This window comes from Chitinophaga alhagiae (assembly GCF_003568665.1).
Taxonomy (GTDB): domain Bacteria; phylum Bacteroidota; class Bacteroidia; order Chitinophagales; family Chitinophagaceae; genus Chitinophaga; species Chitinophaga alhagiae.
This window is the reverse complement of the sequence record NZ_QXMH01000001.1, coordinates 2,075,307-2,087,915: the sequence shown is the minus strand read 5'-3', so window position 1 is coordinate 2,087,915 and position 12,609 is coordinate 2,075,307. Positions and strand designations below refer to the sequence as shown.

The following is a 12,609-nucleotide window of genomic DNA, read 5'->3' as shown; positions in this document are numbered from 1 at the left end:
TGCGAAAGCGGTTTGGCAAATGGAGCCACTGTTCGTAATGCAAAAACAAAAAGCCAGTTTTGGCAACTGGCTTTTGGAGAAGTGGAACTTGTAAAGACAACCGGCTTCTCCAAAAACGCCAGTCATAGGAAACGAGTCCCTGATTTTGGTCAATAAATGGAGGTGTACAAGATGGATATTCTTTTCAAACTAACCAAATTAAAAAGTGCAACAATTGTTGCATTTCCCTGCAAACCCGCCGCAGCACTGGTGCATTGAATTTTGCAATTTCTTGTTTGAATCACGTAATGCCCGTCATCACAGCTCCGCGTAAATTTGTACGCAGAAAAAATCCTGTTTTATGATGCAATACAGAACACTTGGAAAGTCCGGAGAAAAAGTATCTGCCATTGGGCTGGGATGTATGGGAATGGCGTTTGCATACGGGCAGCGCAACGACGAAGAATCACAGGCCACACTGGAGCTGGCGCTTGACCTGGGCATTAATTTCTGGGACACGGCAGACATGTATGGCCAGGGCCTCAATGAAGAGCAATTGTCCAAAGTGCTGGCCACACGGCGGAAAGATGTTTTCCTGGCCACCAAATTCGGTTTCCGTTACCGCGAAGATAACAGCACCTATTTTGACGGCTCTCCCGCCTATCTGAAAAAAGCCTGTGAAGCAAGTCTGAAGCGGCTGGGCACGGATGTAATAGATCTTTACTATGCTCACCGGGTAGATGCGGAAGTGCCTGTTGAAGAAACGGTGGGCGCCATGGCAGACCTGGTAAAAGAAGGCAAAGTGCGTTACCTGGGCCTTTCAGAGGCCTCCGCCGTATCCATCCGCAAGGCCAATGCCGTACACCCCATTGCCGCACTGCAAAGCGAATACTCCCTGTTTGTGCGGGACATAGAAAAAGAAATACTGGGTACCTGCCGGGAGCTGAACATTGCGGTAGTACCCTACAGCCCGCTGGGAAGAGGCGCTTTGACCGGTGCGTTGAAAGATGTGAAAAACCTCGATGAAAATGACTTCCGCCGCAACCTCCCGCGGTTCCAGGAAGAAGCCTTTGCCCGCAACCTGCAAATTGTGGAAGCGCTGGAAGGCAAAGCCGCCGCGCTCAACTGCACGCCCGGCCAACTGGCGCTGGCCTGGCTGCTGGCACAGGGAAAAGACATTATTCCCATTCCCGGCACCAAACGCCGCAAATACCTCCGGGAAAATGCGGCCGCAGTAGATGTACAGCTCAGTGCGGAAGATGTAGCTTCCATTAACCAGCTGATGGCCGGGTACACCGTTAGCGGGGAAAGGTATTCCGAAGGCGGCATGAAGCTGGTGAACAGGTAGGTTTCCCGGGCCCGCAACGAACAAGTAACGGACCTTTACAGGATGATGAAAGAACGATCAAACTTTTATTGCTTGTTCGTTACTTGTTCGTTGAACTCCCTGTAAAATAAGGGCTTTGCCGGTGAAAAAGCACGAAAGGCTAAATGGGTCAAGGGTTTGATCAGTTTTTCCTATTTCGCTTTATACCCCCAGTCCTGCAACCACTTCAGCACCTTCTCCCGGTAATCTCCTTGTATAAGCACCAGCCCGTCTTTTGCGCTGCCGCCGGTGCCGCACTTGGTTTTCAGTTCTTTGCCCAGTTTTTCAAGATCTTCATTTTTGCCAATGAACCCTTCCACTACGGTAACGGTTTTGCCGGCGCGCTGCTTGGTATCCAGCTTTACTTTCAATTGCTGCTGCGCGGGAGGCAGGGTATTTTGCTCTTCGGGGGCATCGTTTTCGTAAGAGAACTCAGGATTTGTGGAATACACAATGCCGCCAGACCTTTTCTTGCTCATAATAATGGTTTTATTGCGCGGGGGGAACAATTACCTGCAAGGCGCCCTGCGCTACGCGAAAATACACCGTTTTACCGTTGGTGAGCGGTACGGCGTCTCCATCTACCTGCAGGCTGGTCAGTTCAGGACTGCTGACTTCTATTTCCTTGCCGGTGAAATGCTCCATGTACCGGCTTTTATGAATACTGCCACGGAGTGACCGCACGCTCAACGGCAGCAGATCAAAAAAGCCCAGCGGGGGCACCAGGCATACATCAAGCATCCCGTCAAACACACTGGCCTGGGGCGCCAGCTTAAATTCATAACCAAACTGGTTGCCGTTGGCCACCGTCATCAGAAAGGCCTTCCGGCCCTGCTCCTGCCCGTCTACCTTTACGCTGTAGGTAGAGGGGCGGTAACGGTAAAAGCCGCCTATCACCAGGCGGGCATAATTAATGAGACCGCGTTTTTTGCTGTGGCGGAAGCGGTCTGCGATCACCGCGTCAAAACCTACACCGGCATTGCTGAGAAAAAGATGTTCATTCGCAAAACCGGCGTCCATGGGCCGCTTTGCTCCGGCGGCTACCAGTTGCAATGCCAAACCCACGTCTAGCGGTATTTTGAGGGCGCGTGCCAGGCCGTTGCCACTGCCCAGCGGCACTATGGCCAATGCCGTTTTAGTGCCCAGCAGGCCCTGCGCCACTTCGTTGATAGAACCGTCCCCGCCTACCGCCACCACCGTATCTACCCCGCGCCGCACCGCATCCCGCGCCAGGTCTGCGCCGTGGCCCAGGTACTGCAAGTAGGTGGTTTCCACCGCAAACCGGTCTGCCGGCAAATGGCGGCGGATGGACTCCCCCAGCCGTTTTTCTCGGTCTGTGCCTGCTTTCCGGTTAATGATGATCAGTATTTTTCTCAAAACAGTTATTTGTGCGGGTTGATAACGGCTTTCAAACTCAGGTCCAGGCTCACGGCATGATGAATGATAGCGCCCACGGACACAAAGTCCACACCTGTTTTGGCATACGCCTCCACATTGGCCAGCGTAATGCCGCCGGAGGCCTCTGTTTCACACCGGCCGTTGATGAGCGCCAGGGCGGCGGGTATTTGTTCAGGACTAAAATTGTCCAGCATAATGCGGTGTACCTGGCCTACGGCCAGTATCTCCTTCACATCTTCCAGGCTGCGCGCTTCCACTTCTATCTGCAGGTCAAGCCCTTTTTGCCGGAGGTAGGCCACCACGTTGTTCACGGCCGGGGTAATGCCCCCGCAGAAATCAATGTGGTTGTCTTTCAGCATAACCATATCGTACAGGCCCATGCGGTGGTTGACCCCGCCGCCAATACGTACGGCCTCTTTTTCCAGCATCCGGAAGTTGGGGGTGGTTTTGCGCGTGTCCAGCACGCGGGTGTGGTAGCCCTTCAGCTTGTCCGTATATTGCCGGGTAAGCGTGGCAATGCCGCTCATGCGCTGCATGCAGTTAAGCACCAGGCGCTCCGCCATCAGCAGGGTATGTACGGCGGCTTCCACTTCAAAAGCCAGCTCCCCCGCGTTCATAACATCACCATCCTGCTTCAGGGGCCTGAAAACGGTAAACATATCCAGGTACCTGAAAATGGCTTCGGCCACTTCCATGCCGGCCAAAACCCCGTCTTCCTTGATCTTCAACCGGGCGGTGCCGCGGGCGGTAGGGGGAATGGAAGCCAGGGTACTATGGTCCCCGTTACCGATGTCTTCCGCCAGCGCGCTGCTGATAAACGCGGTGAGTGTTGCTTGCTCTAACATGTCTGTCTGAAAAAGTTGAACGGCAAGTTACAAACAAAAAAGGCTTCCGCGATGGCGGAAGCCTTTAAGAGTACGTTGTGCTTAAGCTGAATTTCCGTTATTTATTTTCGAACCGTAATTCGTTCAATACAAAACCCCCTCCTTTTTTCTGCAGGAAAAACGAAGTGCGGAAGTTGCCGCCGGAGGTGGTCAGGTTACCAATACCGAACCGGGACCCGCCGCCGGCCTCGCCCTGGTGGATCAGCTCAAAAGATTTCACCTGGTTCTTGCCGAAGAAATCCTTCAGTATGATTTCTGCTTGCGCCTTGCTGTAGGAACTGTTTTTGCCGGCAATGTTGATCTCCACCGTGTTATCCAGGAATTTGCTCAAGTTGCCGGCATCCCCCTGCTTAATGGCGCTCACCACGTCTTCAAACGGGCCCGCCATCAGGGTAAAAGCAGTGAACATACCACATGCCGCCAGTACCCCCAGCAAAAAGATTAGTTTTTTCATTATCCGTTTTTTAAATCGTATTATACTTTTATCAACAATAAAAGGTGCTAAAACTGTGCCAATTTGCCGGTCAGCGGGCAATATAGCATGATTGTGCTATTGGGCGGTGCCAAAGCTATTACAAATGAACAATATATAAAAACGGGTGCCGGAGAATGATAAAAAGAAAATTTTAAAGGCGGAAAGGGATGTTATTATTAATTTCACGACCCGATTCATTCATAACGCACTTAACGCACAACGGATTATTGTATGGAAAATAAAAAAGCGATCCTGATCATCATGGATGGCTGGGGTCAGGGCCAGGTGCCCGCCGCAGATGCCATAGCGCATGCCAATACCCCCTTTGTAGATAGTTTGTACGAACAATACCCTCATAGCTCCCTGATCACCTGTGGCGAGGATGTGGGCCTGCCGGATGGCCAGATGGGCAATTCCGAAGTGGGCCACCTCAACATCGGGGCAGGGCGCATTGTATACCAGGAGCTGCAGCGCATCAATGTAGCCATCCGCACGGGCGAGCTGGCCGCCAACAAAGCGCTGACGGCCGCTATGGAGTATGCCATACAGCATGACAAGCCGCTGCACCTTATTGGCCTGGTGAGCAACGGCGGGGTGCACTCCCACATCAACCACGTGAAAGCGCTGACCACCATTGCCCAACAGCGCGGTCTGAAAAAAGTGTTTGTGCACGCGTTTACAGACGGGCGGGATACAGACCCAAAAAGCGGGCTGGCCTTCCTGGAAGACCTGGAGCAACACCTGCAGCAAACCACCGGGCAAATTGCCTCTGTAACCGGCCGTTATTACGCTATGGACAGAGACAAGCGCTGGGAAAGGGTAAAACTGGCCTACGATGCCCTGATACACGGTATCGGCGCGCCCACCCAGGACCTGCTCACCGCCATCAAGGCATCTTACGCGGAAGGGGTCACAGACGAGTTCATTAAACCCATCATAGTAACAAATGCCGCACAGCACCCCCTGGCCACCATACAGGAGGGCGATGCGGTGCTTTGCTTCAACTTCAGAACGGACCGTTGCCGGGAAATTACGGAAGTACTGACCCAACAGGCCTTTCCTGACTACGGCATGCAGCCCCTGGCGCTGAACTATACCACCATGACGGAGTACGACAAGTCCTTCCGTGGCGTGCACGTTATTTTTGACAATGACAACCTGGTAATGACACTGGGCGAAGTGCTGGAACAACACGGCAAAACACAGATCCGTATTGCGGAAACAGAAAAGTACCCGCACGTGTCTTTCTTTTTCTCCGGCGGCCGCGAAACACCGTTCCAGGGAGAAAAGCGCCTGCTGGTGCCCTCGCCCAAAGTAGCCACTTATGACCTGCAGCCGGAAATGAGCGCCAACGAACTGACCGCCGCCATCATTCCCGAACTGGAACAGAAAACGGCCGATTTTATAGTGCTTAACTTTGCCAATGCAGACATGGTGGGCCACACCGGCGTATGGCCTGCTGCCGTTAAAGCCGTGGAAACGGTAGACGCCTGCGTGGCAAAAGTGGTCACCACAGCCCTGCTGAACGATTACGTGATCTTCCTCACGGCAGACCATGGCAACTCTGACTTTATGATCAATGAAGACGGTACGCCCAATACGGCGCACACGCTCAATCCCGTACCCTTTTTCATTATCAGTCAGGATTTCAAAGGCGCCGTGAAAAACGGGAAACTGGGAGATATAGCACCCACCATCCTGCATTTTATGGGCCTGCCCGTTCCGAAAGAAATGACGGGCAACCTGCTGGTGTAAACGAAAATCACATAACTGACTCATAATGAAGGGGATGCCTGGTGCATCCCCTTTTATATTATTTTGCCCGCACTGTAACTTTTCCCACATCCCTCCCGTTTAACGATCAAATCCGTACCCCTATGAGTAAAGCATTTTACATATTCCCGTTAATGTTATCAGCGATGCTGATGGTAGGTGGTTGTGCAAAAGAGAAGTGCCAGCGAATTGTTACCACAAAGCTTTTTACTCCCATTTTAAAGTCCCAGGCCGAGGTAAGGGCTACCGCCGTACAGGTACAGGCCCCGCAAGAGATCGGGAGTACCGGAAAGATCTATATCAGCGGTCGGTACATATTTGTGAACGAGCCGGGAAAGGGCGTTCACATCATTGACAACCAGTACCCCGCTTCGCCGGTGAAAGTGTCTTTCATCAAGGTAGAGGGCAACCGGGACATGGCGGTGAAAGGGAACATCCTGTATGTAGACAGCTACCGGGACCTGGTAGCTATTGACATCACAGATCCCACGCAGGTACGGAAAGTAAAAACACTGGAAGATGTACTCGGTTACGCATGGGATGAGAACGGGTATGTTGTCGGTTATAAATATTACGGGCAAAGCGATACCATGGTGGTAGGCTACACCAGCAGGGACACGGCCTACACCTGCGATTGCCAGACCGGCGGCAACCCCGTAATGTTTGCCAATGCCTCCTTTTCAAGCCTGGCAGGTGAAAAGGCCAGCGCGGCCAGCAACAGCAAAGGCGGCTCTATGGCCCGGTTCACCATAGCCAAAGATTACCTGTACACCGTTGATATCAGTTCATTGATGTCTTTCAACATACAAAACCCGGCAGACCCCGTGTTTAACGAGCAGACAGCGGTAGGCTGGGGAGGTATAGAGACCATCTTCCCATACGGGGACAACCTGTTCATCGGCAGCCGCAGCGCCATGTTCATATACAGCCTGGCCAACCCTGCCAAGCCGGAACGGAAGTCTGCCGTTACCCACTTCACGGCCTGTGACCCGGTGGTGGTGGAAGGCACTACGGCCTACGTTACCATCCGCAGCGGCAATGTCTGCTCCGGCACCCTTAACCAGTTGCTGGTGTATGACGTAAAAGATGTGGAAAAGCCCGTCAAGCTGGCTACGTACGATTTGAAGAATCCCCACGGGCTGGGCATAGACAACGGGAAGCTGTTTGTGTGCGAAGGCGTGTACGGCCTGCGGTTCATGAATGCGTCCAACCCTGCTAAAATATCTACCTATAAACTGGTGGAGGGGCTGAACGCTTACGACGTAATACCGTACAACAGTGAAAACCGCCTGCTGGTGAGCGCCGCAGACGGTATCTACCAGTACAACTACAGCTCCATGAGCCAACCGGTGCTGGTGAGCAAGATCAAGGTAACAAAACCGGGTACCTGACCCGTCAACAATAACTTATTCACGACATCTGGCTTCAAAGCCATCAATTTTAGTGCTCTCGACAGATTTGCTCATGCATCAGATGCGCCGTTTTCACGGCGCATTATTTTTTTAGGGTTAAATTTGCGGATATGAACATAAAATCCATTGCGTACGGATGCCTGTTGCTGGTGGCGGGCTGCAGCTTGCCTGACCAAGAACGGAACATTGCGGAAAAAGACAACAGCTACCGGGCGCTGGGTACTTACTGCTGGGACGAAATAGCCAGGCTGAAAAGCCAGCAGCTGCGCGTTACCAAAGTAGTGCGCATGAACGGCCAGGCAGATTCGGCTGCCGTGCGTGACAGCGCCGGCCTGGAAGCCCTCTTCCGCCCCCTGATGGATGCCGATGTAAGCAAACCCTCCCTGGCAGACGCGTACGATACAGATACCATCGTAGACCAGTTTGCCGGCAGCGATACCACCTTCATCCTGCAATCCAGGGGGAAACAGACCAATCCCTACCAGCTTATCCTGGACGTAGACGGCCAGGGCCGCATCAAAACGGCCAGGGTCACTTCCTACACCACCAACCTGGTATATGAATACCGGCAGGAGGTTTTGTATGAACGCAGCAAACAATTGCGGGTAAATACCTACCAGAAGATCATTTTCCTGAAACCGGAGCACCTGGAAGTGCAGACCTGGTTTCACCCGGCAAAAGAGCAAATATGACAGCAGCGGAGTTTCAACAGATAGCGCATACCCTTCCCACCCACGCCGGTATTTACAAATACTTTGGCCAGGATGGCGAGCTGCTTTACATCGGCAAAGCCAAAAGCCTGCGGAAACGGGTCAGCTCCTATTTTGTAAAGAACCACGACAGCTACAAAACGCGTAAGCTGGTGGAAACCATCCACCACATTGAATTTACCATTGTAGATTCCGAGCAGGACGCTTTTCTGCTGGAAAACTCGCTCATCAAACAGTTTCAGCCCAGGTTCAACATCAACCTGAAAGATGATAAAACCTACCCTTACATCGTGATCAAACACGAGCCCTTTCCACGCGTGTTCCTTACCCGCCGGGTAATACGGGACGGTTCCGAATACCTGGGGCCATTTACGTCCGTAGGGCGCGTGCGCGAAGTGCTGGAAGACGTGATCCGCTATAACATTCCGCTACGCACCTGCAGCCTTAACCTCACGGAACAGAACATCAGGAAAGGCAAATTCAAGGTATGCCTGGAGTATCACCTGGGTAACTGCAAGGGCCCCTGCGAAGGCCTGCAAACAGCAGAAGACTACCGGGAAGGGCTGCAGCAGGTAAAAGAGATATTGCGCGGCAACCTTTCGCCCGTACTCAATATTTTCAAGGCGCGCATGCAGGAGCATGCGGCCAACATGGAGTTTGAGAAAGCGGAAATTGAAAGGAAAAAAATAGAGAGCCTGCAGGCCTACCAGGCCCGCTCCACTATTGTCAGCTCCCGCCTGGGCAATGTAGATGTGTTCTCCATTATAACAGACGGCAACTTTGCCTATGTAAACTACCTGCGGGTGCTGAACGGTACGGTTGCAGACACCAAAACAGTTACCCTGGAAAAAAAGCTGGAAGAAAGTGACGAAGAAGTGATGAGCTACGCTATTACCTACCTCCGCGATGCTTTCCACAGCGCCGCGCGGGAAATTGTTGTGCCGTTTGAAGTAGAGTACCCGGCAGAAGGCATCCTGCTCACCGTGCCCAAAGGCGGGGATAAAAAGAAGCTGCTGGACCTCTCCACCAAAAACGTGGAGTACTTCCGCGAAGAACTGCGCAAGAAAAAAATGCTGTTGCTGGAAGGTAAAAGCGATATGGAGAAGAAAAAAGTACTGTACCAGCTGCAGGCAGACCTGGAATTGCAGGAGCTGCCCGTACACATTGAGTGTTTTGATAACTCCAACTTCCAGGGCAGCTACCCCGTATCAGCGTGTGTGGTTTTCAAAGACGGTGTAGCGTCCAAAAAAGATTACCGTCATTTTAACATCAAAACGGTAGAAGGGATTAACGACTTTGCCTCCATGAGCGAAGTGGTATACCGCCGCTACAACCGCCTGCTGGCGGAACAGCAGCCCCTGCCTCAGCTGGTGATCATAGACGGCGGCAAAGGGCAGCTGGGTGCCGCCATGGACAGCATTTACAAGCTGGGCCTTACGGGCAGCATGACGGTGGTGGGCCTGGCCAAGAACGAAGAAGAGATATTCTTTCCGGGAGATAAGGAAAGCATCAAGCTGCCCTTCAACAGCGAAAGCCTGAAGCTCATCCGCCGCATCCGGGATGAAGTACACCGCTTCGGCATCACCTTTCACCGGCAGAAACGCAGCAAGGGCACTTTCAAGAACGAGCTGGAATCTATCAAAGGCATTGGCGAAAACACGGCCACGCAATTGCTGCAGCAGTTCCGTTCTGTGAACAAGGTGAAACAGCTGAGTATGGAAGAACTAGTGAAGGAGGTAGGGCAAAACAAGGCGCAACTGATCTGGCAGCATTTTCACGGCGCGGAAGATAACGCCTGAAATAAGGAAGCCCGGTTTGAGAACCAGGCTCTTTTCCCCAAGTTAACCATTAAAAGACACAGATTTATTTTGAGTGCCGTTACCGGCATATTCTTCTCTATTTGTTGTTACTAAAATAATATTCAACAGGTATTTCAGTTGTTAAGTGTTTGTTATCATTAAAAAATGCCCGGTGGCTTGAAACCCTTTACCACCGGGCATTTTAGAGCAATCATAAAAATATGTAACGGTTGTTTCCGGCGTACTGCATTAACATCGCAGTAAGGTTTGCCGACACACAAACTTGTTGGTATCAAACGTCAGCAAGGTGCTGCATAGACACCGCAGTATGGTTGTTACCGGTTGCGGCCAGCAATGCCCGCAGCGCCTGCAGCATATGCCGTTGTTCATGCGCAATGAGGAAACGGAAAGTATCTCCCGCGGAAAGTTTGATCAGCCTGGTTAGCGATGTGGGTACACGCAGGCGGCCAATATCAGTCTGGCCGGCACGTTGCAGCAATTGCAGCAGGCGCTGCTGCTGCGCCGCAAATTCATCCAGCACTTGCGCAGCTGCCGGCTGCGGTACGGGGCGGTGGCCTTTGGGAGCGTTCATTTTGGATTTGAGCGCGCCATCTGGCCTGGGCTGCATCATGTTGGTAAAGTAATTGCCGAACCAGCCGCTTTTAAATGCAGGTTTGGCAGGCAGCCCCAGCTGTTCCCCTTTTCCGAGCGCCGCTTCCAGTTGCGGAAGGTAATACAGCCCGTAGCTGTTAAGATGGTCGAGGCATTGAATAACGCTCCAGCCGCCGGGAGCGGGCTGGCTGAGCAATGCAGCGTGGGGCTGGGGCATGATGCGGGTATGCAGTACATTGAGCAGGCTGCTTACATCTCCCTGAAGCTGCTGCAATAACGTCTGGCTGTTAAAGGTAGGCATGTGTCTGTTTTTATATCCGGTACAAAATTACACCCTGCGCGGAAGGTAAATCTTTGCCTGCGCAAAGATTTCAGGCGGCCGGAGGGGGTACATTGCAGGTGATGCAGTATGCGCTGGGTCCCGGAAAGGCTAAATGCCCAAAAAGCAGGTATACAATGCGTTGTGCAAACAATATACAGCCAGCCTCACAGCCTGATGCCGCCCAGCAGCTTGCTGAAAGTGGCCGGGTCAAGGCCCAGGTAAGAGGCGAGGTATTTGTGCGGGATCAGCTGCAATACATGCGGGCTGCGGGCCAGCAGCCGCCTGAATTTCTGCTCCGCGTTCAGCGTCAGCATTTCAATATGCCGCTCCATGACCCCGGCCAGCGCCAGCATGGTACTGCGTTGTACCCAGGCCAGTATCTGCGGGTACTGCTGCATCAGCCGTTGCAGATCCGCGTGCGAAATACGCAGCAGGGAGCTTTGCGTTAGCGTTTCCAGGTAATAGCGGGAAGGCTGCTGCAGGAAAAAGGAATCGATGATGCCGGAAAAAGAACCGGTGTAGGAAAACACCAGCGTAGCCTCCCGCTGGTTGTCTGCAATGCAGAAAGCGCGCTGCACGCCTTCCAGTACAAAGTACACGTACCGCTCCGTTTCACCGGCCGCGGTAAGCACCGTTTTACGTTTGTAGCGCACGGGGTGCCAGCAGGCGGCCAGGGCATCCCATTCCTCCCCGGAAAGGGGCATTACGGCTTCTATGGCACGGCGGAGTGCTTCCATGCCTGCAATATATCATAAAAAAAGCTGCCCCCATACGGAGGCAGCTTTTACTATTGTTTGCAGGATTTGACTGCGTATTATCAGATCAATACTCCCAGAGGTCCTGTTCCTTGTTAAAGATCTTCTCTTTAATGGCCTGGCCTTCCAGCAGGCGCATTACGCCGTCTTTAATATAACTGTTGATATCTCTGTTGAACGCGTTCTTCTCCTTCACCACAAAACTGGTAAAGAACCGCATTTCAAAGAGGTCTTCCCAGGTCATGGTAGCCGCGTCGTTATTCTGGTTGTACACGTCGTACTTGGCCAGCACGGGGCGCAGGTCAGGGTAGTAGAGCCAGAAGAGGGGCAGTGCGCCACGGAAAGTACCGTCGTCATTCATACGGGATACCATGGGCGCTATGCCCAGTATGCGTACTTTGAGGGCGGAAGCCTCCTGGTCAAACACCCATACTTCCTTGATCTTGTATTGTTTGATAGCCTCCGGGTTGAACTCATCCCGGGTCTCTACCATTTTTTCTTCACCGGTTACGGGGTCTACGCTACGCACGGTGCGTACCTCGCCGGAAAGGCGGGTCATGATCTCGTCGTAAGAAATAAGGGTGGAAAAGCGGTCATCTACCGCGCTGAAGGCTTCCACTTCCTTGTTTCTGATAGCGTTGAGCAGAATATTGATCAGCAGCTGGTTTACCCCGCTCTCGTCTTCCACGTTGTACTGGAAGGGGAGGTTCATTTTTTCGCGTACATCTATCACCTGCCAGATCTGTTTCTCCCAGAACTTGTCGTCTTCCCGGATGTGGTCATATGCAATAGGCACACGGTCACGGTTGGGCGCTCTTTCGGAAACACCATCTACACGGAGGGACGGGCGCGGGGTATCTACCGGCGTACCTATGCCATCTTGCCGCAAGGAAGGCGGCACGGAGGCAGGTGTTTGCGGCATGGCCGGGGGCGGCGTTACCGGGTTGCCGGTAGCGGGGTTGGTAACAGGCTCCTGCTGTTGTGCCGGCTGCTGCGCCGGCGGGTTGTTGGCAGGCGCGCTGTTTCTGCGGCGAGACTGTGCGTCTGCCGCCGTGGCCGTTACCATCAGCATTAAAAATGCTCCCCAACTGATTCTTTTCAATATTACTGCTCGCATAGCCCAG

The 12,609-nt window shown here is 52.8% G+C and carries 12 protein-coding genes; 5 read left to right on the top strand and 7 right to left on the bottom strand.

Annotated elements, in window-relative coordinates; all coding sequences use genetic code 11:
• Positions 1 to 340: 340 nt before the first annotated feature.
• Positions 341 to 1,327: an aldo/keto reductase gene (locus D3A97_RS08490; protein ID WP_317126367.1), complete on the top strand. Its 987-nt coding sequence runs from the start codon at positions 341 to 343 to the stop codon at positions 1,325 to 1,327.
• Positions 1,328 to 1,497: 170 nt separating this feature from the next.
• Here D3A97_RS08490 and D3A97_RS08485 read toward each other — a convergent pair whose 3' ends face one another.
• The 4 genes from D3A97_RS08485 to D3A97_RS08470 all read right to left on the bottom strand — a co-directional run bounded on the left by D3A97_RS08485 (position 1,498) and on the right by D3A97_RS08470 (position 4,081).
• Positions 1,498 to 1,824 (bottom strand): translation initiation factor, encoded by a 327-nt coding sequence (locus D3A97_RS08485; protein WP_119078486.1) that lies wholly within the window; start codon positions 1,822 to 1,824, stop codon positions 1,498 to 1,500.
• Between the two features lie 10 nt (positions 1,825 to 1,834).
• Positions 1,835 to 2,722 (bottom strand): diacylglycerol/lipid kinase family protein, encoded by an 888-nt coding sequence (locus D3A97_RS08480; RefSeq protein WP_157986426.1) that lies wholly within the window; start codon positions 2,720 to 2,722, stop codon positions 1,835 to 1,837.
• Between the two features lie 5 nt (positions 2,723 to 2,727).
• Positions 2,728 to 3,588: a carboxylating nicotinate-nucleotide diphosphorylase gene (gene nadC / locus D3A97_RS08475; protein WP_119077938.1), complete on the bottom strand. Its 861-nt coding sequence runs from the start codon at positions 3,586 to 3,588 to the stop codon at positions 2,728 to 2,730.
• Positions 3,589 to 3,685: 97 nt separating this feature from the next.
• Entirely contained in the window at positions 3,686 to 4,081 is a 396-nt protein-coding gene (locus D3A97_RS08470) for a DUF4783 domain-containing protein (protein ID WP_119077937.1), read from the bottom strand.
• A 252-nt stretch (positions 4,082 to 4,333) separates the two neighbouring features.
• Between D3A97_RS08470 and gpmI the strand changes: the two genes are divergently transcribed.
• From gpmI to uvrC, 4 genes are all read left to right on the top strand, one after another.
• On the top strand, positions 4,334 to 5,857 hold the full coding sequence (gpmI, locus tag D3A97_RS08465) for a 2,3-bisphosphoglycerate-independent phosphoglycerate mutase (RefSeq protein ID WP_119077936.1): 1,524 nt from the start codon (positions 4,334 to 4,336) through the stop codon (positions 5,855 to 5,857).
• 152 nt (positions 5,858 to 6,009) lie between these two features.
• On the top strand, positions 6,010 to 7,266 hold the full coding sequence (locus D3A97_RS08460; protein ID WP_157986425.1) for an LVIVD repeat-containing protein: 1,257 nt from the start codon (positions 6,010 to 6,012) through the stop codon (positions 7,264 to 7,266).
• A gap of 131 nt (positions 7,267 to 7,397) precedes the next feature.
• Positions 7,398 to 7,979, top strand: coding sequence for a hypothetical protein (locus tag D3A97_RS08455; protein ID WP_119077934.1), 582 nt, complete (start codon positions 7,398 to 7,400; stop codon positions 7,977 to 7,979).
• Complete coding sequence (uvrC, locus tag D3A97_RS08450) at positions 7,976 to 9,796, top strand: excinuclease ABC subunit UvrC (RefSeq protein WP_119077933.1); 1,821 nt, start codon at positions 7,976 to 7,978, stop codon at positions 9,794 to 9,796. Before D3A97_RS08455 ends, uvrC begins: the two co-directional genes overlap by 4 nt.
• Before the next feature lie 292 nt (positions 9,797 to 10,088).
• Here uvrC and D3A97_RS08445 read toward each other — a convergent pair whose 3' ends face one another.
• The 3 genes from D3A97_RS08445 to porN form a co-directional block, all read right to left on the bottom strand.
• Entirely contained in the window at positions 10,089 to 10,709 is a 621-nt protein-coding gene (locus D3A97_RS08445) for a DinB family protein (RefSeq protein ID WP_119077932.1), read from the bottom strand.
• A gap of 185 nt (positions 10,710 to 10,894) precedes the next feature.
• Entirely contained in the window at positions 10,895 to 11,467 is a 573-nt protein-coding gene (locus tag D3A97_RS08440) for a Crp/Fnr family transcriptional regulator (protein ID WP_119077931.1), read from the bottom strand.
• An 85-nt stretch (positions 11,468 to 11,552) separates the two neighbouring features.
• Entirely contained in the window at positions 11,553 to 12,602 is a 1,050-nt protein-coding gene (porN, locus tag D3A97_RS08435) for a type IX secretion system ring subunit PorN/GldN (protein ID WP_157986424.1), read from the bottom strand.
• Between the last annotated feature and the right edge of the window lie 7 nt (positions 12,603 to 12,609).

Bases quoted from the DNA above. Each gene is read 5' to 3' on its own strand.
- uvrC (WP_119077933.1), top strand. From the start codon at position 7,976: ATGACAGCAGCGGAGTTTCAACAGATAGCGCATACCCTTCCCACCCAC.
- D3A97_RS08440 (WP_119077931.1), bottom strand. From the start codon at position 11,467: ATGGAAGCACTCCGCCGTGCCATAGAAGCCGTAATGCCCCTTTCCGGG.
- gpmI (WP_119077936.1), top strand. From the start codon at position 4,334: ATGGAAAATAAAAAAGCGATCCTGATCATCATGGATGGCTGGGGTCAG.
- porN (WP_157986424.1), bottom strand. From the start codon at position 12,602: ATGCGAGCAGTAATATTGAAAAGAATCAGTTGGGGAGCATTTTTAATG.
- D3A97_RS08455 (WP_119077934.1), top strand. From the start codon at position 7,398: ATGAACATAAAATCCATTGCGTACGGATGCCTGTTGCTGGTGGCGGGC.
- D3A97_RS08485 (WP_119078486.1), bottom strand. From the start codon at position 1,824: ATGAGCAAGAAAAGGTCTGGCGGCATTGTGTATTCCACAAATCCTGAG.
- D3A97_RS08490 (WP_317126367.1), top strand. From the start codon at position 341: ATGATGCAATACAGAACACTTGGAAAGTCCGGAGAAAAAGTATCTGCC.
- D3A97_RS08445 (WP_119077932.1), bottom strand. From the start codon at position 10,709: ATGCCTACCTTTAACAGCCAGACGTTATTGCAGCAGCTTCAGGGAGAT.
- nadC (WP_119077938.1), bottom strand. From the start codon at position 3,588: ATGTTAGAGCAAGCAACACTCACCGCGTTTATCAGCAGCGCGCTGGCG.
- D3A97_RS08460 (WP_157986425.1), top strand. From the start codon at position 6,010: ATGTTATCAGCGATGCTGATGGTAGGTGGTTGTGCAAAAGAGAAGTGC.
- D3A97_RS08470 (WP_119077937.1), bottom strand. From the start codon at position 4,081: ATGAAAAAACTAATCTTTTTGCTGGGGGTACTGGCGGCATGTGGTATG.